This window comes from Streptomyces sp. DT190, from assembly GCF_049846985.1.
GTDB lineage: Bacteria > Actinomycetota > Actinomycetes > Streptomycetales > Streptomycetaceae > Streptomyces.
Genome location: NZ_JBNCNM010000020.1, coordinates 21,027 through 38,757, shown reverse-complemented (window position 1 = coordinate 38,757; position 17,731 = coordinate 21,027). Strand labels below are relative to the sequence as shown.

At 73.4% G+C, this 17,731-nt stretch carries 18 protein-coding genes and 1 pseudogene; 4 read left to right on the top strand and 15 right to left on the bottom strand.

Annotated elements, in window-relative coordinates; all coding sequences use genetic code 11:
- Positions 1-8: 8 nt before the first annotated feature.
- Complete coding sequence (locus tag ACPXCS_RS29135) at positions 9-1,211, top strand: TerD family protein (RefSeq protein WP_425945773.1); 1,203 nt, start codon at positions 9-11, stop codon at positions 1,209-1,211.
- Between the two features lie 561 nt (positions 1,212-1,772).
- Here the strand turns inward: ACPXCS_RS29135 and ACPXCS_RS29130 are convergent.
- From ACPXCS_RS29130 to ACPXCS_RS29120, 3 genes are all read right to left on the bottom strand, one after another.
- Positions 1,773-2,348 carry a TetR/AcrR family transcriptional regulator gene (locus ACPXCS_RS29130; protein WP_425945648.1) on the bottom strand — a complete coding sequence of 192 codons (576 nt, stop codon included), beginning with the start codon at positions 2,346-2,348 and terminating at the stop codon, positions 1,773-1,775.
- A gap of 92 nt (positions 2,349-2,440) precedes the next feature.
- A complete protein-coding gene (locus ACPXCS_RS29125) occupies positions 2,441-3,478 on the bottom strand; it encodes a LacI family DNA-binding transcriptional regulator (RefSeq protein WP_425945647.1) in 1,038 nt (345 codons plus the stop codon).
- 119 nt (positions 3,479-3,597) lie between these two features.
- Positions 3,598-4,002 carry a VOC family protein gene (locus tag ACPXCS_RS29120; RefSeq protein WP_425945646.1) on the bottom strand — a complete coding sequence of 135 codons (405 nt, stop codon included), beginning with the start codon at positions 4,000-4,002 and terminating at the stop codon, positions 3,598-3,600.
- Between the two features lie 135 nt (positions 4,003-4,137).
- On the opposite strand from ACPXCS_RS29120, the gene ACPXCS_RS29115 reads away from it, so the two are divergent.
- Positions 4,138-4,653 carry a DinB family protein gene (locus tag ACPXCS_RS29115; protein ID WP_425945645.1) on the top strand — a complete coding sequence of 172 codons (516 nt, stop codon included), beginning with the start codon at positions 4,138-4,140 and terminating at the stop codon, positions 4,651-4,653.
- Positions 4,654-4,737: 84 nt separating this feature from the next.
- On the opposite strand, the gene ACPXCS_RS29110 is transcribed toward ACPXCS_RS29115, so the two are convergent.
- The 4 genes from ACPXCS_RS29110 to ACPXCS_RS29095 all read right to left on the bottom strand — a co-directional run bounded on the left by ACPXCS_RS29110 (position 4,738) and on the right by ACPXCS_RS29095 (position 9,790).
- A complete protein-coding gene (locus ACPXCS_RS29110; protein WP_425945644.1) occupies positions 4,738-5,754 on the bottom strand; it encodes a 1-aminocyclopropane-1-carboxylate deaminase in 1,017 nt (338 codons plus the stop codon).
- Positions 5,755-5,783: 29 nt separating this feature from the next.
- On the bottom strand, positions 5,784-6,425 hold the full coding sequence (locus ACPXCS_RS29105; protein WP_425945643.1) for a GntR family transcriptional regulator: 642 nt from the start codon (positions 6,423-6,425) through the stop codon (positions 5,784-5,786).
- A 347-nt stretch (positions 6,426-6,772) separates the two neighbouring features.
- On the bottom strand, positions 6,773-8,221 hold the full coding sequence (locus ACPXCS_RS29100) for an alkaline phosphatase PhoX (protein ID WP_425945642.1): 1,449 nt from the start codon (positions 8,219-8,221) through the stop codon (positions 6,773-6,775).
- A 150-nt stretch (positions 8,222-8,371) separates the two neighbouring features.
- Entirely contained in the window at positions 8,372-9,790 is a 1,419-nt protein-coding gene (locus ACPXCS_RS29095) for a hypothetical protein (RefSeq protein ID WP_425945641.1), read from the bottom strand.
- 304 nt (positions 9,791-10,094) lie between these two features.
- Between ACPXCS_RS29095 and ACPXCS_RS29090 the strand changes: the two genes are divergently transcribed.
- Entirely contained in the window at positions 10,095-11,924 is a 1,830-nt protein-coding gene (locus tag ACPXCS_RS29090; protein WP_425945640.1) for an endonuclease/exonuclease/phosphatase family protein, read from the top strand.
- A gap of 38 nt (positions 11,925-11,962) precedes the next feature.
- Here ACPXCS_RS29090 and ACPXCS_RS29085 read toward each other — a convergent pair whose 3' ends face one another.
- The 3 genes from ACPXCS_RS29085 to ACPXCS_RS29075 all read right to left on the bottom strand — a co-directional run bounded on the left by ACPXCS_RS29085 (position 11,963) and on the right by ACPXCS_RS29075 (position 13,651).
- Positions 11,963-12,661, bottom strand: coding sequence for an antibiotic biosynthesis monooxygenase (locus ACPXCS_RS29085; protein ID WP_425945639.1), 699 nt, complete (start codon positions 12,659-12,661; stop codon positions 11,963-11,965).
- Between the two features lie 208 nt (positions 12,662-12,869).
- Positions 12,870-13,235 (bottom strand): DUF3618 domain-containing protein, encoded by a 366-nt coding sequence (locus ACPXCS_RS29080; RefSeq protein WP_425945638.1) that lies wholly within the window; start codon positions 13,233-13,235, stop codon positions 12,870-12,872.
- The gene (locus ACPXCS_RS29075; RefSeq protein WP_425945637.1) at positions 13,232-13,651 is read right to left on the bottom strand and encodes a phage holin family protein; all 420 of its coding nucleotides are present in this window, start codon (positions 13,649-13,651) and stop codon (positions 13,232-13,234) included. Before ACPXCS_RS29075 ends, ACPXCS_RS29080 begins: the two co-directional genes overlap by 4 nt.
- 165 nt (positions 13,652-13,816) lie before the next feature.
- Here ACPXCS_RS29075 and dapA point away from each other — a divergent pair, with 165 nt between their 5' ends.
- Positions 13,817-14,704, top strand: a complete 888-nt coding sequence (gene dapA / locus ACPXCS_RS29070; protein ID WP_425945636.1) for a 4-hydroxy-tetrahydrodipicolinate synthase — start codon at positions 13,817-13,819, stop codon at positions 14,702-14,704.
- 95 nt (positions 14,705-14,799) lie between these two features.
- Here dapA and ACPXCS_RS29065 read toward each other — a convergent pair.
- From ACPXCS_RS29065 to ACPXCS_RS29045, 5 genes and pseudogenes are all read right to left on the bottom strand, one after another.
- Positions 14,800-15,051, bottom strand: a pseudogene (locus tag ACPXCS_RS29065) (SigE family RNA polymerase sigma factor); the annotation flags it as partial.
- Positions 15,052-15,221: 170 nt separating this feature from the next.
- Entirely contained in the window at positions 15,222-15,452 is a 231-nt protein-coding gene (locus ACPXCS_RS29060) for a hypothetical protein (RefSeq protein ID WP_425945635.1), read from the bottom strand.
- A gap of 104 nt (positions 15,453-15,556) precedes the next feature.
- On the bottom strand, positions 15,557-16,546 hold the full coding sequence (gene dapD, locus ACPXCS_RS29055; RefSeq protein WP_425945634.1) for a 2,3,4,5-tetrahydropyridine-2,6-dicarboxylate N-succinyltransferase: 990 nt from the start codon (positions 16,544-16,546) through the stop codon (positions 15,557-15,559).
- 170 nt (positions 16,547-16,716) lie between these two features.
- On the bottom strand, positions 16,717-17,271 hold the full coding sequence (locus ACPXCS_RS29050; RefSeq protein ID WP_425945632.1) for a TetR/AcrR family transcriptional regulator: 555 nt from the start codon (positions 17,269-17,271) through the stop codon (positions 16,717-16,719).
- Positions 17,271-17,591, bottom strand: a complete 321-nt coding sequence (locus ACPXCS_RS29045) for a DMT family transporter (RefSeq protein ID WP_425945631.1) — start codon at positions 17,589-17,591, stop codon at positions 17,271-17,273. The genes ACPXCS_RS29050 and ACPXCS_RS29045 overlap by 1 nt, the downstream gene beginning before the upstream one ends.
- Positions 17,592-17,731 lie beyond the last annotated feature (140 nt).

The following is a 17,731-nucleotide window of genomic DNA, read 5'->3' as shown; positions in this document are numbered from 1 at the left end:
TGACAGCTATGACCCCCGGCTCGAACATCCCCCTGTCCGCCGCCCGCGTGACGGTGGACGTCGCCGCCCCGGTGCGGCTCGACGTATCGGGCCTGCTGCTCACCGCCGACGGCAAGGTGCGCTCCGACGACGACTTCATCTTCTACAACCAGCCGTCGGGCCCCGGCGTGACGTACCGCTCGGGCGGCGGCAGCGCGCCCGACGCGATCGTGGTCGACACCTCGGCCCTCCCCCCGGGCATCGAGAAGATCGTCGTCACGGCCAGCCCGGACGCCGCGGGCCAGACCTTCCAGGGCATCGAACCGACGGCCACGATCCGCAACGCGGACGACAGCTCCGTCCTGGCCACGTTCACGCCCCCGCAGCTCGGCGGCGAGACGGCCCTGGTGGTCGTGGAGATCTACCAGCGCAACGGCCAGTGGAAGGCCCGCGCCGTCGGCCAGGGCTACGCCAACGGCCTGGCGGGCATCGCCACGGACTTCGGCGTGACGGTCGAGGAACCGGCCGCCGCCGCCCCGGCCCAGCCGGTGACGCCGCCGCCGGCCCCGGTGCAGCCGCCGGCCCCGCCCGTCGCCGCGCCCGCCGCTCCCCCGGCCGCCCCGGCCACGCCCCCGCCGCCCGCCCCCGGCGCCGGGAAGATCAACCTCGACAAGGGCCGGGTCAGCCTTCAGAAGAACCAGACGGTCTCCCTGATCAAGGGCGGCCGCCCCTTGCTCTCCCAGGTCAAGATGGGCCTCGGCTGGGAGCCCGCCTACCGCGGCAAGGACATCGACCTGGACGCCTCGGTCATCGCCTACGGGCCGCAGCGCAACCACATCGACAGCTGCTACTTCGGCAAGCTGCAGATCGTCGGCGGCGCGATCCGGCACTCCGGCGACAACCTCACGGGCGAGGGCGGCGGTGACGACGAGGTCATCACGGTCGACCTGGGCCGTCTGCCCCAGGAGGTCACCGGCCTGGTCTTCACGGTCAACTCCTTCTCCGGCCAGAAGTTCACGGAGGTCGCCAAGGCCTACTGCCGCCTCCTGGACGGCACGACCGGTGAGGAGCTGGTCCGCTTCGACCTCACCAGCGCCGAGGCCCAGACCGGCGTGATGATGGCCAAGCTGATCCGCCAGTTCTCCGGCGAGTGGGACATGACGGCGATGGGCGACTTCGTGAAGTCCCGCACGGTGAGGGGCATGGTGAAGCCGGCGGCACAGGCACTGTGACGCCCGCGCCCCACGACCGACGTCCCGGACGCCCCCTGCCCGGGGGCGTCCGACGCCGGTCCGGTGGGCGTCCCACGCCGGGGGCTGGGGCGTCCCACGCCGGGGCTGGGGGCGTCCCACGCCGGGGCTGGGGGCGTCCCACGCCAGGGCTGGGGGCGTCCGACGCCCGCACGTGGCCCGGCCGAGGCACGTGCCGGTACGCACGCCGGTCCCCCGGTCCCCGGTCCCCCTGGTTCCCCGGTCCTCCGGTTCCCCGGTCCCTCGGTCCCCTGATCCCTGGTCCCCCGGTCCCCCGGTTCCCCGAACCCCCGGCCCCCGGTCCTCCGGTTCCCCGATCAACCGGCCCCCGGGTCCCCGAGCCCTCGGCCTCCGGCCCCCGGTCCCCCGGTTCCCGAACCCCCGGTCCCTCGGTCCCCTGATCCCGGTCCCCCGGTTCCCCGGTTCCCCGAACCCCTGGTCCTCCGGTTCCCCGGTCCCCCGGCCCCCGGGTCCCCGATTCCCCGAACCCCCGGCCCCCGGGTCCCCGGTTCCCCGAACCCCCGGTCCCCGGGTCTCCCCGCGTCAGCGCTCCCGCGGCCGCAGCCCCTCCGTCAACAGGGCGAGATACCGCCGGATGTGACGCCCCTGCCCGTCGGCCAGTTCCGAGGCCGTCGCCACGCCGTGGGCCAGCCGCAGGACGTCCATCGGTTCCACGTCCGGCCGCAACGCGCCCTCCTCCCGCGCCGCCCGGACCAGCCGACCCGCCGCGCTCCGCAGGCAGTCGCCGCAGGCGGTGGCCGCCGCCGAGTCGCCCTCGGTGACGGCCGGGCCGAGGAGCGCCCGCAGGCCGCGCATGCGGATCATCCCGGTGCCGAGTTCGTGCAGCCACTCCAGCAGCGCCTCGCCCGGCGGCAGTTCCGCGGCGAGCGCGTCCGCGCGGGCCGCGAGCGCCTCGATCCGGTCCAGGTACGCGGCCTCCAGCAGGGCGTGCCGCGTCGGGAAGTGCCGGTACAGCGTCCCGGAGCCGACCCCGGCCCGCTTGGCGATGTCGTCGAGCGACGCCCTTTCGCCGTGCTCGGCGAACGCCTCGGCGGCCACCCGCAGCAACCGCTCGTAGTTGCGCCGGGCGTCCGCCCGCATGGGCTTGACCTGCGCCACGCGACCACTCCTCACCGACCGGGGACTCCCCCGCACCCTACCGAGACCGGGCGACCGCACCTCCCGGTCCGGTCCGGCGGGGGGGGGGCGGCTCAGGCCGAGGCGCGCACCACCAGTTCCGGCGTCACCCAGGCCTCCGCGCCCCGCAGGGGCTCCTGGCCCGCGCGCAGCCGGGCCACCTGTTCCACGGCCAGCCGGCCCAGCTGCCGCTTGTCGATGTGCAGGGTGGTCAGGGCGGGTTCCACCAACTCGCCCAGGGACAGGCCGTCGAAGCCCAGCACGGCCAGCTCGTCGGGGATCCGGCGCCCGTGACGGCGGGCGGTGCGCATCGCGCCGAGCGCGATCAGGTCGTTGAAGCCGAAGACCGCCGTGATCCCGGGCCGCTCCCGCAGCAGCCGCTCCATGCCGGTCTCGCCGCCCGTCACGCTGTGCTCGGGGCACGTGACGATCCAGTCCTCACCGACCGGCAGGCCGAGCCGCCGGGCCTGCTCCAGGAAGGCCGCCCGGCGGGGGCCGGGGCCGTGCACGCCGTCGAGCATGCCGATCCTGCGGTGGCCCCGGCGGTACAGATGGCGCATGCCCTGCTCGACACCGGTCGCGGCGTCGATGCCGACGGCCGCGAACCGGGTCTGGCGCGGGCCGCGCTCCAGCAGCACCAGCGGGACGCCCCCGAGGTGCCGGGTGAGGACGTCGTCGGAGTCCCTGAAGTAGCCCACGACGGCGTCCGCCTGGTGGGACAGCACGTCGAGCGCCTGCCGTTCCCGGGCCCCGTCGATCCGCGAGTCCCACACGACGACCTGCCAGCCGCGCTGCTCGGCGGCCTCCAGCACCCCGGCGGCCACCTCGGGGAAGAAGGGGTTGCGCAGGTCCGGGATGACCAGGCCGGCCGTGACCGCGCCCTTCTGGACGAGGCCGCGCGCGAACCGGCTCGGCCGGTAGTCCAGGAGCCGTACCGCCTCCAGGACCCGCTCCTTGGTGGCCGGGTCGATCTCCCCCTTGTCGTTGACCGCCCGGGAGACCGTCTGGCGTGACACCCCGGCCAGGCGGGCGACGTCGTGGATCGTGGCCCGGCGCCGCGCACCGTCGGGGCGCTCGGCTCCCGGTTCCGCGCGCTGCTCGTCCGTCCGCACGCCCAGCACCTTATCCGGCGCCGGACACGGCCCGGCAGGGCGGACGGCAGGGCCCGGCGCCCCGGGCCGCGGGGGGTGGCGGCCGGGCCGCGGGGGGTGGCGGCCGGGCCGGGGCCGCTTCAGTCGCCGAGCTCGGTGAAGAGCGTCAGCTGCAGGGCGCCCGGGGCTTCGAGCCGGGAGTTCAGCGAGTTCCAGGGGGTGCGGGTCGGCTCGGCGACGACCTCGGCCCCGGCCGCGGCGAGCTGGGCGGTGGTGGCGGCGGAGTCGTCGACCTGGAAGGCGACCCGGATGTGCCCGGCCACCCGCCGCCCCACCTCGACCTCGTCGATGAACGCGGCATGGTTCGGATCGGTCAGCTCCAGAGTGGCCCGCCCGGCCTCCAGGATCGTCACCCGTCCGTCCTCGGAGGCGAAGGCGCCCCGCTCGGGCAGACCGAGCACGTCCCGGTAGAAGTGCAGCGCCGCGTCGTAGTCGTCGGCGGTCACGACCAGGCGCAGTTCGCGGACGGCTGGTTCGTCGGACATGGCGGCTCCTCATGACGTCGGATACCGCCTGACAACCCGTCGGCCGGGCGGTTGATTCCCGGCCGGGGCGGCGGTCGCCGGGCCCGCCGAAAACCGGGCGACAACCCGGGGCGGGGCGCGCTACCGTCCGTCGGCATGGCCCCCTCACTCGAACGTCCCCCGTTCCAGGCCGACGAGCGCACCACGCTCCTGGGATGGCTGGAACTCCAGCGGCGGATCCTGCGGTGGAAGTGCGAGGGCCTCAGCGAGGCGGACGCGCACCGCTCCGTGGTCCCGACCTCGCCGGCGATGACGATGGCCGGGCTGATCACCCACATGCGCTGGGTCGAGCACACCTGGCTCGAGGTGCTGTTCCTCGGGGGCGACGAGAAGGAGAACCCGTCCTTCGACGAGACGGACGAGGACGCCGACTGGCGCACCGATTCGATCACCCTGCGGCAGGCGCTCGCCGCGTACGAGGCCCAGTGCGCGCGCAGCGACGAGATCGTGGCCGCGGCATGCCTGGACGACGTCGGCCGCCACCCCGGGTACCGCTCCGCCAAGGCCAGCCTCCGCTGGATGCTCATCCACCTCGTCGAGGAGACCGGACGGCACGCCGGGCACGCGGACATCGTGCGGGAGCTGCTGGACGGGACGAAGGGCTACTCCTAGGCGGGTTCTCCCGGCCGGGGCGGGTGCCTGGCGCGATGCCGGCGGGAGGCCCGTCGTCCCCACCGGCCACGTCGCCGGCCCGGCCTAGAACAGCGCGCTGTAGGCGTTCAGCGCCGGCTGGCCGCCCAGGTGGGCGTAGAGCACCGTGGAGTCCCGGCCGATCTCGCCCCGGGACACCAGGTCGACCATCCCGGCCATCGACTTGCCCTCGTAGACGGGGTCCGTGACCATCCCCTCCGTGCGGGCCGCGAGGCGCATGGCCGCCAGGGTGGTCTCGTCGGGGACGCCGTAGGTGCCGGCGTGGTAGCGCTCGTCGAGCTCGACGTCCGCCTCGGTCAGCTCCCGCCCGACGCCGATGAGCTGCCCGGTGCGGTGCGCGATGCGGGCGATCTGGGTCCGGGTGGCGGCCGGTTTCGCGGAGGCGTCGATGCCGAGCACCCGCCGGGGCCGCCCGCCCGCCTCCTCCAGGGCGGCGAACCCCGCGACCATGCCGGCCTGGGTCGACCCGGTCACCGAGCACACCACGACGGTGTCGAAGAAGACGTCCAGCTCCTGTTCCTGCCGCGCCACCTCCTGCGCCCAGCCGGCGAAGCCGAGACCGCCGAGCGGGTGGTCGGAGGCCCCGGCCGGGATGGCGTACGGCTTGCCGCCGGACTCCTCGACCTCCCGCAAGGCCTGCTCCCAGCTCTCCTTGAACCCGATCCCGAACCCGGCCCTCACCAGCCGGACGTCGGCCCCGGCGAGGCGGCTGATCAGGATGTTGCCGACCTTGTCGTACACGGCGTCCGGCCAGTCCACCCAGCTCTCCTGCACGAGGACGCACCGCAGTCCGGCCCGGGCGGCGACGGCGGCGACCTGGCGGGTGTGGTTGGACTGCACGCCGCCGATCGACACGAGCGTGTCGCAGCCCTGGGCGAGCGCGTCGGCGACCAGGTACTCCAGCTTGCGGGTCTTGTTCCCGCCGTAGGCGATGCCGGAGTTGCAGTCCTCCCGCTTCGCCCACAGGGAGGCGCCGCCGAGGTGTGCGCTCAGGCGCTCCAGGGGGTGCACGGGCGAGGGGCCGAAGAGCAGTGGGTAACGCGCGTACGAGGAAAGGGACATGGTTCCTCCCGGGTGGGTGTGGGTCCGCCTCAGTCGGCGAGCTCTTCGAGGCCCCGCCAGATCTCCGCCGTGACGCGGACCGCCCCGGCCGTGTCGCCGGCCGCGCAGGCGTCGATCAGCCGGTCGTGCAGTCCGGCCGAACGGCAGCTGCCGCCCTCGCCGAAGCGCCGGCGCTCCAGTCGGCGGATGAGCGGGGTGTAGCGGGCGACGGTCGCGGCGGCCGCGCGGTTGCCGCCGGCCCGGACGAGGACCTCGTGCAGGTCGTCGTCGGCGCGCAGCGCGGCGTCGACGTCACCGGCCCGCACGGCCGCGGCGAACCGCTCGTTGGCGGCGCGCATCACCGCGAGGTCAGCGGCGGCCAGCCGGGGCACGGCGACCCGGGTCACCAGTTCGTGCATGGCGCCGACCACCGCGGCGGCGTCCCGGACGTCGGCGGCCACGAGCGGGGTCACCCGGGTGTAGCTCTGCGGCTTGCTCTCCAGCAGCCCTTCGTCCACGAGCCGGGAGAACGCCTCTCTGACCGGGGCCCGGGACAGCCCGAGGCGCTCGGCGAGATCGGCGTCGCGCACCACCGCGCCGGGTTCGATCTCCCCGGCCACGATGGCGTCCCGGATCGCCGCGTAGGCCCGGTCCCTGAGCAGGGTGCGGGGCACGGGCCGGATGGCTTCCATGAACTGAAATGTTAGATGTCAGTGCTCTGCACAGCAAGGGCGGCGCAGGCATGAGCGCACGACCGTCCCGGAACGCAGCAGTAAGGTCACATGTCCTCGGCCGGGGCGGACCCGCCTCCGACCACGATGCCGTTGGCAACGTAGAGCCGGGACGGCACCACCTCGACGCAGTAGGTCCGTCTGTCCCGGTGGGACGGCGTGAGCCCGCACGGTCGCGAACGGCCCACTGGCAGTCGGCCGTTGCCTCCAGCACGCGCCCGGATGCGAGGGCCACAGCGAAGACTGGTTGCCGTCCGGAAGCCGGATCCGGGTGCCCTCCGCCAAGCCCCCACGGCGAACCGGTCCTCCTACCGCTTCTGCCGCTTCCACGGACCGGTGATGGCGAGCAGGATTCCGGGCGTCTGGATGCTCGCGAAGAGGGTGCGGCCGTCGGGCGAGAAGGTGACACCGGCGAACTCGCTGTACTCGGGTTCCTCCGCGCTGCCGATGTTGAGTTCGTTGCGGGCGATCGGGTACGTGCGTCCGCTGTCGGTGGCCCCGAACAGGTGCTGCACGCCCTCGCCGTCCTCGGCGATGACGAGCCCGCCGTACGGGGAGACGGTGATGTTGTCGGGGCCGTCGAGGGCGCCGTCGCGGGACGGGTCGGGGTTCACGCCGAGCAGGACCTTCAGCGTCAGGGTCCGGCGCCGGGGGTCGTAGAACCAGACCTGCCCGTCGTGCCGGACCGGGCTCTCGTCCCGGGCGTACGAGGAGACGATGTAGGCGCCGCCGTCGCCCCACCACATGCCCTCCAGCTTGCGGGCGCGGGTGACCTCGCCGGCCCCGAACTGCTTGCGCACGGGGGTGGTGCGGGCGTCGCGGTCGGGCACGTCGACCCAGTCGACGCCGTAGACGGTGCCGATCCGCGTGGCGCGGGACAGGTCGTCGACGAACCGGCCGCCGGAGTCGTAGCACTTGGGTGCCTGGAGGGCACCGGCGTCGTCGGCGAGCGTCCGGAACGCGCCGGGGCCGTGTGTGAAGCCCTCGGGCGGGGTCCAGCGGAAGAAGAGGCCGTTGGGGTTCGCGGCGTCCTCGGTGAGGTAGGCGTGACCGCGCCGCCGGTCGACGACGACGGCCTCGTGGTCGTACCGGCCGAAGAACTTCAGCGGCTTGGGGTCGCGGTTGGCACGCCGGTCGACGGGGTCGACCTCGAAGACGTAGCCGTGGTCCTTGGTCATGCCGTTGGTGCCGGCCCGGTCGGAGTTCTCCTCGCAGGTGAGCCAGGTGTCCCACGGGGTGCGGCCGCCCGCGCAGTTGGTGGAGGTGCCGGCGATGCCCACCCATTCGGCGACCCGTCCGTCGGGGCGGATCTCGACGACCGTGCAGCCACCGGAGGCGGCGGGGTCGTAGACGAGGCCCTCGGTGAGCGGGACGGGGTGCTCCCAGTTGGCGCGGGGGCCCTTCAGCTCGTGGTTGTTGACGAGCAGGGTGGTGCCGCGCGGGCCGTCGAAGGTGGCGGTGCCGTCGTGGTTGGACGGCGTGAACTCGCCCGTCTCCAGCTTCGTTTTGCCGCTGTAGGTGATGATCCGGTACGAGAACCCGGCCGGCAGGGCGAGGATGCCCCGGGGGTCGGGCACGAGGGGCCCGTAGCCGACCCCGTGCCGGGCGTCCGCCGTGTCCTGCGCGCTGTCGGTGTCGGTGTCGTAGGACGCGAGGGCGTTCGGAGCGCTGGCGAGGGCGCCGACGCTGCCGGCCAGCGCGACACCGGCACCGGTGATCGCGGAGGTTCTGGCGAAGTCCCTGCGGGTGAGCGACATGGAGTCTCCTGTGACGGGGGATGCCGTGGAGGGTGGCGGACCTCGTACGGCGAAACCGTCCCGCTCACATGTGAACGCCGGTTGAACAACACCCCGGAGGCGCGGAGAACGACGCGCCAAGCAACCGCCGCGCCGCTCCCCGCGAGCCGGTCAGCCGGCCTGCTGCGACCGCGCCTTGAACGCCGCCTTCCGTGCTTCCTTCGCCACCTTCTTGTCGGGGTGCAGCCGCCCCATCGCCTCCAGCACGTCCGCGGTCGCGGGATGGTCGACCCGCCACACCGCCGTGAAGAACCCGCTGTGCTGCTGCGCCAGTCCCGCGACCAGCGCGCGCAGTTCCTCGGAGTTCCCCTCCGCGGCGAGCTGCGCGGCCACCGTGTCGATGGTCAGCCAGTACACCATCGCCTCGGACGGCGCGGGCACGTCCGCCGCCCCGTGCTCGGTCAGCCAGACCCGGGCGAGGCCGCCCAGCTCGGCGTCGTCGAGGACCTCGCGCAACGCGGGCTCGGCCGAGGCCCCCACCAGCGACAGCGCCTGCTGGCACCGCAGCCGCCGCAACGGCGCCCCGGCGTCGGAGCCCCGCGCCGCCGCCAGCAGTTCCCGCGCCGCCGCGAGGGAGTCCCGCCGCTGCAGCCACTGCTCGGTCTCGGCCTGCGCCGCGGCCGGCGGGAACGCCGCGGTGCCGTCGAGCAGCGCGTCGGCCCCCTTGTCCGCCAGGTCCCCGACGGCCGGCGCCTCGAAGCCGGCCTCCAGCAGGCGTGCGCGCATGCCGTACAGGCCGAGCGGGGTGAGCCGGACCATGCCGTACCGGGAGACGTCGGTGTCGTCGACGGGCGCAGCGGGCTCCTCGTCGGCGTCGGCCAGGAGCGCCTCGTCGACGGGCTGGTACTCCACGAGACCGACCGGCTCCAGCATCCGGAACTGGTCGTCCAGGCGCATCATCGCGTCGGAGACCTGCTCCAGGACGTCGTTGGTGGGTTCGCCCATGTCGCCGGGGACGATCACCGAGGCGGCCAGCGCCGGCAGCGGCACCGGGGCCTGGCCGGGGGCCTGCTCGCCGGCGGTCAGCAGGTAGAGGTTGCCGAGCACGCCGTCGAGGAACTCGGCCTCGGCCTCCGGGTCCCAGTCGAGGCCGGACAGGTCGACCTCGCCGTCCTCGTCCAGCAGCCCGTCGAGGTCGGGCACGCTCGCGTCGGCGAGCACGGTCTCCAGGGCGGCGAGCCACACGGCGAGCACGTCGTGCGGCGTACCGCCGGTGAGCAGCGCGAGGTCCTCGCCCGCGCGGACGGTGCCCTCCTCCTCGTCCACGATCTCGACGAGCCCGGAGTCCACCGCGACCCGCCACGCCTCGCTGGCGTCGGCTGCGGCCTCGTCCCCGCCGAGCCCGAGCGCCTCGGCGGCCGCGGGCAGCTGCTCGTCGACGAGCCCGCCCCCGGCGTCGACGCGGGTGTCCGGCCCGGCCCAGCGGGCGAGCCGGGCGGCCCTCGACAGCAACGGTGTGGACAGCGCGTCGCGCGCCAGCTCCGCTTCGGTGTGCAGCCGCACCGGCGGCAGGGGGGAGCTGTCTGACATCGGCTGTTTCTCCTAGCGCGCCTTCAGGTGACTCAACCGCTCAGCCTAGACGGATTTCCACCCATGCCGCCCGCTTCATCTCCCCGTCGACTGCCGTACATGGCCGAAACCTTGACAAGTGACGTGGCCAGGCTGGAGATTGACGCGCGTAGAAGTCGGCGGACACTTGTTCACCGGACCTGCCCCACCAGGTGCCCCGCCCTCGTCGTCTACGCGCGTCACACCGCCCGCCCCACAGAGGCGGCGGACAGTCCGAGCACCACCCTCGTCCCGGCGCCCTGTCACGTCCCCGGAGGGAATCCCGTTGCCCAGCAAGTCGTCCGCGCGCCTCGCCGCGCTCACCGTCGCCGCCGCGTGCTCCGCGGCGTCCTCGATCGTCCTCACCACCCCCGCGCACGCGGAATCGGTCCGTATCCACGACATCCAGGGCAGCACCCGGATATCCCCGTACGCCGGCCGGCAGGTCACGGACGTGACCGGAATCGTCACCGGCGTCCGGACCTACGGCTCGTCCCGCGGCTTCTGGATCCAGGACACCGCCCCGGACGCCGACCCGGCGACCAGTGAGGGCGTCTTCGTCTTCACCAGCTCCACCCCCAAGGGCGTCGCCGTCGGCGACTCCGTCAAGGTCAGCGGCACGGTCTCGGAGTACGTCCCCGGCGGCACCGGCTCCGGCAACCAGGCCCTGACGGAGATCACCAAGCCCACGACCACGGTCCTGTCCAGCGGCAACGAACTGCCCGCCGCCACGCCCGTCACGGCACGCTCGGTCCCCGCCGCCTACACCCCCGCCGGCGACACGGCGGCGGGCGGCTCGATCAACGCCCTGCCCCTGCAGCCCGCGAAGTACGCCCTGGACTACTACGAGTCGCTGGAGGGCATGACCGTCCAGGTCGCCGACACCCGCGTGGTCGGCGCCACCGACCCGTACACCGAACTCTGGGTGACGGTGAAGCCGCACGAGAACCGCACCGGCCACGGCGGCACCGTCTACGGCTCCTACGACGCCCAGAACACGGGCCGGCTGCAGATCCAGTCCCTCGGCGCGACGGCGGACTTCCCGAAGGCGAACGTGGGCGACACCCTCGCCGGCACCACCACGGGCCCCCTGGACTACAACCAGTTCGGCGGCTACACCCTGGTCGCGAGCGACCTCGGCACGCTGAAGAGCGGGGGTCTGGAGCGCGAGACCACCCGCAAGCAGCGCTCCTCGGAGCTGGCGGTCGCGACCTACAACGTCGAGAACCTCGACCCGGCGGACGAGACCTTCGCCGCGCACGCCTCCGCGATCGTGAACAACCTGCAGTCGCCGGACATCGTGTCCCTGGAGGAGATCCAGGACAACAACGGCGCGAAGAACGACGGCACGGTCGCGGCCGACCAGACCCTGACGAAGCTGATCGACGCGATCGTCGCCGCCGGCGGCCCGCGCTACGACTGGCGCTCGATCGACCCGGCCGACGGCACCGACGGCGGCGAGCCCGGCGGCAACATCCGCCAGGCGTTCCTGTTCAACCCCGAGCGGGTCTCCTTCGCCGACCGCGCCGGCGGTGACGCCACGACGGCCACCGGCGTGACGAAGATCCGCGGCAAGGCGCACCTGACGCTCAGCCCGGGCCGCATCGCCCCCGCCGACGAGGCGTGGAAGAACAGCCGCAAGCCCCTGGCCGGCGAGTTCGTCTTCCGCGGCCGCTCGGTCTTCGTGATCGCCAACCACTTCAACTCCAAGGGCGGCGACCAGGGCCTCACCTCCCAGTACCAGCCGCCGGCCCGCAGCTCCGAGACGCAGCGCCACCAGCAGGCCACCCTGGTGAACGCCTTCGTCAAGGACATCCTCGACACCCAGAAGAACGCGGACGTCGTCACCCTCGGCGACATCAACGACTTCGAGTTCTCCCGGACCGCCGAGCTGCTGGAGGGCCGGGGCGAACTCTGGTCGGCGATCAAGTCGCTGCCGCGCGGCGAGCGTTACTCGTACGTCTACCAGGGCAACAGCCAGGTCCTCGACCAGATCCTGATCAGCCCGTCGATCCGCCGCGGCTGCGACTTCGAGTACGACAGCGTGCACGTCAACGCGGAGTTCCACGACCAGATCAGCGACCACGACCCGCAGATCCTGCGGTTCCGCCCGTAGCGCGGGCCGGGCCGGCCGGACACGGTGTCCGGCCGGCCTCAGGGCACCAGCCCGAGCACGTGGTCGTACCGCCTGACGGAGCCGCCCTCCGACAGCCCGGGCCAGTTCTGCACCCGCTTCCACTGCTCGGTGGCCGAGCCGACACCGTCCCCCGGCGCGGCCAGGGCGTCGATGTGCGCCTGGGCGCTTTCCCACTCGGCGTAGTTGAGCACGCGGGTGCCGTCCGTACCGAGGTGGAAGTGGGCGGAGATCCCACCGGGATGCTGTTCCGGATCGCTCTCCAACGCCTCGAACACCGCGTCGACCCAGGCACGCTGCCGGTCCGCGTCGGGCCCGTCGAACCGGACGTCGACGATCACGACGCACCCCGGCACGGCCCCGCCCTCCCGCCGGGCGCTGCGGTAGTGGCGGTACCGCCCGAGCCACACCCGCTCGATCCCCGGCACGGCCGTGTCGATCTCGTCGACGCGTTCCTGCCGGTGGGTCTTCACGAACGCCTCGTAGGCCTGCTCGCTGCGCCACTGCGAGTAGTGCAGCAGGGTGTCCCCGTCGTGTCCGGCGTACACGTGGTACCCCAGCAGGTCCTTGGTCGGCCAGGGCCGCCGCTCCCACGCCCGCGCGATCGCCTCCACGGCCTGCCGCTGCCGCTCGGGGGTTCCCACCCGCCAGGTACTGAAGAACGGGGCACCGATCCGGGGGTCGGTGAGATCCGGGTGCTGTTCGGTCCGCCGGGCCATGGAGAACTCCAGTCGTGTACGCCGATTCGCTACAACCAGACCTTCTGCCCTCAACCGGACTTGAGGTCAAGAGGGCTCCGGATGCCCGGCGTCGCGAGGACGGACATTCCCCGCCGGGGTCCCGCCCCACCGGAAACCGTCAGGCGAAGACCCGCGCCCCCACTCGGGAGGCACGGGCCGCCGCCTGCACCGACACACCGCCGAACGCTCACCGATGCCCGTGCGCATACCTCCACCGCACGACACCGACCGCCACCACGGCCCCCGCCGCCCCGGCCATCAGCACCGGCTTCGGATGACGCATCCCGGCCTGCACCACGTTCCGCACCGGCCGGGGCCCCACCTGCGCGGCCCGGTCCTGCACGGAGTGCCCGGCCTGCGCCGCGCTGCTGCGCAACTGCACCGTCATCGCCCCGGCCTTGTCCCGGAGGTCGGCGGCCCGCGCCCGCGCGCGCCCCTTCACATCGGCCTTCCCGGCCAACTCCTCGACGGTGTTGCCGAGTTCACCGCGCGTCCGCTCGATCTGCCGGCGCAGCTCGTCGGGCCCCTTCGCCCCACCGGTCGGCTCCGTCATCGATGCGCCCTTTCCTTGATCTCCTCGACGTCCGCCTTCACGCTGCCGATCGCCCGCTCGGGCGTCGGGGGCGCGGCCTGCCGCAACTGCCCGCGCCCCACCACGGCCAGCACCGCAGCGATCACGAACAGCACGCCTGTCACGATCAGCGCGGCGGCCCACACGGGCAGCACCAGCGAGAGCGCGGCGGCACCCGTGCCGGCCAGCGCGAGGAACCCGGCGTAGGCGACGGCACCCGCCGCACCGAGCAGTCCCCCGCCCCGCCCTGCGCGCCGCCCCTTCTCGGCCAGCTCTTCCTTCGCGAGCGCCACTTCCTGCCGCACGAGCCGAGAGAGCTGCTCCGCGGCCTGCCCGACGAGCTCGCCGACGGAGTGGTGCTCGTCGCGCACGGCCCGATGTTCCATCGTCCCGGTCACGGTTCCGCCTCCTCTCGAAGTAGGGACCCCCGAGTACCCAGGCGCCCTGCGGCTACCCCCGCACGCGCCCGGCTGCGGCCCCCACTCAAATCAGAAGCATCACTTAAAGATACTGCACACAGAAATTAACTAGAGCTACACGATCAGCGACCCGAGACTACTCGCATGACCCCACCCTTCGGCCGCACCCTGTGCGCGATGATCACCCCGTTCACCCGGTCCGGCGCCCTGGACCTGGACGGCGCCCGGCACCTCGCCGCCCACCTGGTCGCCGGCGGCTGCGACGGCCTGGTCCTCTCCGGCACGACGGGCGAGTCCCCGACCACCACGGACGCCGAGAAGTCCGCCCTGATCGCAGCCGTCCGCGAGGCCGTGGCCGACAGGGCGTCGATCGTCGCGGGCATCGGCACCGCCGACACCCGGCACACCGCCGAACTGGCCCGGGAGGCCGAGAAGGCCGGGGCGGACGGCCTGCTGGTGGTGGCGCCGTACTACAGCCGGCCCCCGCAGGACGCCGTGGAGGCCCACTTCCGCGAGATCGCCGGCGCCACCGGCCTCCCGCTGATGCTCTACGACATCCCGGCCCGCACCGGCGTCCGCGTCGAGCCCGAGACGCTCCTGCGCCTCGCCGACCACCCCGGCATCGTCGCGGTCAAGGACTGCTCCTCGGACTTCCTGGCCGCCCAGAAGGTCATGGCCCGCACCGGCCTGGCCTACTACGCGGGCTGCGACGAACACGACCTCGCGCTGTACGCCGTGGGCGGCGCCGGGTACGTCAGCACGGTCGCCAATGTCGTCCCGCGCCATCTGCGTGCCGTACTGGACGCGTTCGACGCGGGCGACACGGCCCGGGCCGCCCGCCTCCAGCAGCGCGCCATCCCCCTCATCGAGGCGATGATGTCGGCGGGCCTGCCGGGGGCCGTCACGGCGAAGTCGCTCCTGAACGGCCTGGCCCTCCCCGCGGGCCCGGTCCGGGCGCCCCTGAGACCCGCCGACCGCGCCACGGCCGACGGGCTGCTCTCCCTCCACGAGAACCTGCTCGGCACGCGATGACGACCCGGCACCGCACGACCACGGGCCCCCGTGCCCCCGGCCCGCACGACGGCGGACGTCCGCCCGGTCACCGCGCGGCGAACACCGGCTCCCACCGCCCCGCTCGGTTCGCGTCTCGGCCACTTCGGACGCCAGCGGCTCACCTGCTGCCGGTACAGGACCTGCCGGACGTAGGCCTCGGGTTCCTCGATGCGGTGCCAGCGGTCCGCCGCCTTGATCAGCGCGTTCTGGAGCAGGTCCTCGGCGGCGTGCCGGTCGCCCCCGCTGAGCAGCACCGCCGTCCTCGGCAGAGCCGACGACCGGTTCGCCACGAACTCCCGGAAGCTCTCCTGCGCTTCGGCATCCATCGTCACCTTCGCTCTCCCCGGGGCGGACCCTGCGCCCGCTGCGCGTACTCCCTGTGACGCGCGCGGGTGTGTCGCGCTGTGCCACCCGCCCGGAGGAAGAACGCGACGGCCCGTGCCGCAGGTGTCTGCGGCACGGGCCGTGCACGTCGGTGCGGGATCCCGCCCCGGGTTCAGTTCCAGGCGTAGCCGTCCCCGAACAGCAGCGTGTGCTCCAGGACGTCCTCCGCCGGGTCGTCGATCTGACCGACGTTGACGTTGATCAGCCCGACCCGGTGGCCGTTGTGCGAGTCCCTGTTGGTCTCGTCGGCGTGCGCGGCGCCCGCCGGCAGCCAGCACACCGCCAGCGCCGCGACGGTCCCCGCCAGCAGGCGCACCACGCCCCGCCCCCGCTCGTTCCTCATGCCCCGGCCCCTTTTCGTCGGTTCGGCTTCTGATCGGACACTGCGTCCACCCGTTCATCTGCCGAAACCACCATGAGGTCACGCCGGGTACCTCGTACGAGTCGTCAGTTGTGGCTGTGCAGGATCTCGTTCAGCCCGCCCCACACCGCGTTGTTCGGCCGGGCCTCGACGGCGCCGGTGACCGAGTTGCGGCGGAAGAGGATGTTGGAGGCGCCGGACAGCTCGCGGGCCTTGACGATCTGGCCGTCGGGCATGGTGATGCGGGTGCCCGCGGTGACGTAGAGGCCGGCCTCGACGACGCACTCGTCGCCGAGGGCGATGCCCACGCCCGCCTCGGCGCCGATCAGGCAGCGCTCGCCGACGGAGATGATGACGTTGCCGCCGCCGGACAGGGTGCCCATGGTGGAGGCGCCGCCGCCGATGTCCGAGCCGTCGCCGATGACGACGCCGGCGGAGATGCGGCCCTCGACCATCGACGTGCCGAGCGTGCCGGCGTTGAAGTTGACGAAGCCCTCGTGCATGACGGTGGTGCCCTCGGCGAGGTGCGCGCCGAGGCGGACCCGGTCGGCGTCGGCGATGCGGACGCCCTTGGGGGCCACGTAGTCGGTCATACGCGGGAACTTGTCCACCGAGGTGACCTGGAGGTGCAGGCCCTCGGCGCGGGCGTTCAGCCGGACCTTCTCCAGGTCGTCGACGGCGACCGGGCCGAGCGAGGTCCAGGCGACGTTGGCGAGGTGCCCGAAGATGCCGTCCAGGCTCTGGCCGTGCGGCTTGACCAGGCGGTGCGAGAGCAGGTGCAGGCGCAGGTAGACGTCGTGCGCGTCGAGCGGCTTCTCGTCGAGCGAGGCGATGACCGTGCGGACCGCGACCACCTCGACGCCCCGTCGGGCGTCGGGGCCGATCGCCGCGGTGGCGCCGCCGCCGAGCAGCTCCGCGGCGCGCTCGGCGGACAGCCGCTCGGTGCCGGACGGGCCGGGCGCGTCGGCCAGCTCGGGCGCGGGGAACCAGGTGTCGAGAACGGTGCCGTCGGCGGCGATCGTGGCGAGGCCGGCGGCCACGGCGCCGGTGGTGCGAGGAGCAGTCGTGTCGGTCATGAGGGCAACCTAACCGGCGGACGCGGGTCGATGCGAACCGGTGCGCGGACGTCTCACGAGCCGGTCGGTATCGGCCCGTGCGGAACGCCCCTCAGCAGCACGGATCCCCTGGCGCCGTGCCTGGGAGCCCGCGCGTTCTCACCGTCCCGGAACACCCCGCCCCTGTGCCGTCACCGTGCCCCGGCCGCCCCGGCCAGCACCCGCCCCAGCACCTCCCGCGCGTACGCCTCGTCGTACGGCACCCCGGTGAGCAGCACCTGCAGGCAGATGCCGTCGACGACCGCCACCAGGGCGCGCGCGGTGACGGGATCCGTGCGCCGGGAGAGCTGCTCGGCGACGTCCTCGGCCCACTCGGCGGCGACGGGCCGCAGGGCGGGCCGGCGCAGGGCGGCCAGGTACAGCTCGTACTCCAGCTCCACCCCCGTGCGGTCACCGGCGAGCCACTGCCCGATCCACCCGGCGAGTTCGGCGGCCAGATCGGTGCGCGGGTCGTCGATGCCGCCGCACGAGGCGATGACCTTGGCGAAGCCCTCGTTGGTCTGCCGCAGTGCGGCCACCAGCAGTTCGTCGAGGGTCGTGAAGTGGTAGGTCGTGGAGCCGAGCGGCACGTCGGCCTCGGCGGCGACGGTGCGGTGGCTCAGTCCGGCGATGCCCTGGGAGCCGACGACCCGGATCGCCGCGTCGATGATCCGCTGCCGGCGCTCGGGGTCGTGGCGCCGGGGCATCAGTGGGCACCCCCCAGGTTGAGCACGACGACCCCGACGATGATCAGCGCGATCCCGGCGGCCTTGGCGGCGGTCATGCCCTCCCCGAGGAAGACGATGCCGATGGTGGCGACGGCGGCGGTGCCGACCCCGGCCCAGATGGCGTAGGCCGTGCCGACGGAGACGGTCTTCAGCGTCTGCGCGAGCAGCCCGAAGGAGAGCACGTAGCCGAGGAGGGTGAGCAGCGAGGGCCCGAGCCTGCTGAACCCGTCGCTGTACTTCATGGCGGTGGTCGCGACCACTTCGGCGGTGATGGCACCGGCCAGCAGCAGATAACCCATGTGTACGAGCGTACACAATATGTGTACGGGCGTACACAACAGTGGTACGGACCAGCGGACAACGGCTTGATCTCGCGCAGAAACCGCTCTCAGCAAACGGGCCACAGGGGTCTCGCGGGTCCACTACGGTGACTCCCCGA

Coding starts and splice junctions, on each gene's coding strand:
- ACPXCS_RS29100 (WP_425945642.1), bottom strand. CDS start 8,221: ATGTCGCTCACCCGCAGGGACTTCGCCAGAACCTCCGCGATCACCGGT.
- ACPXCS_RS29050 (WP_425945632.1), bottom strand. CDS start 17,271: ATGCCCCGGCGCCACGACCCCGAGCGCCGGCAGCGGATCATCGACGCG.
- ACPXCS_RS29120 (WP_425945646.1), bottom strand. CDS start 4,002: ATGTCCGACGAACCAGCCGTCCGCGAACTGCGCCTGGTCGTGACCGCC.
- ACPXCS_RS29080 (WP_425945638.1), bottom strand. CDS start 13,235: ATGACGGAGCCGACCGGTGGGGCGAAGGGGCCCGACGAGCTGCGCCGG.
- ACPXCS_RS29135 (WP_425945773.1), top strand. CDS start 9: ATGACCCCCGGCTCGAACATCCCCCTGTCCGCCGCCCGCGTGACGGTG.
- ACPXCS_RS29110 (WP_425945644.1), bottom strand. CDS start 5,754: ATGTCCCTTTCCTCGTACGCGCGTTACCCACTGCTCTTCGGCCCCTCG.
- ACPXCS_RS29045 (WP_425945631.1), bottom strand. CDS start 17,591: ATGGGTTATCTGCTGCTGGCCGGTGCCATCACCGCCGAAGTGGTCGCG.
- ACPXCS_RS29085 (WP_425945639.1), bottom strand. CDS start 12,661: ATGGCCCGGCGGACCGAACAGCACCCGGATCTCACCGACCCCCGGATC.
- ACPXCS_RS29105 (WP_425945643.1), bottom strand. CDS start 6,425: ATGGAAGCCATCCGGCCCGTGCCCCGCACCCTGCTCAGGGACCGGGCC.
- dapD (WP_425945634.1), bottom strand. CDS start 16,546: ATGACCGACACGACTGCTCCTCGCACCACCGGCGCCGTGGCCGCCGGC.
- ACPXCS_RS29115 (WP_425945645.1), top strand. CDS start 4,138: ATGGCCCCCTCACTCGAACGTCCCCCGTTCCAGGCCGACGAGCGCACC.
- ACPXCS_RS29095 (WP_425945641.1), bottom strand. CDS start 9,790: ATGTCAGACAGCTCCCCCCTGCCGCCGGTGCGGCTGCACACCGAAGCG.
- dapA (WP_425945636.1), top strand. CDS start 13,817: ATGACCCCACCCTTCGGCCGCACCCTGTGCGCGATGATCACCCCGTTC.
- ACPXCS_RS29060 (WP_425945635.1), bottom strand. CDS start 15,452: ATGAGGAACGAGCGGGGGCGGGGCGTGGTGCGCCTGCTGGCGGGGACC.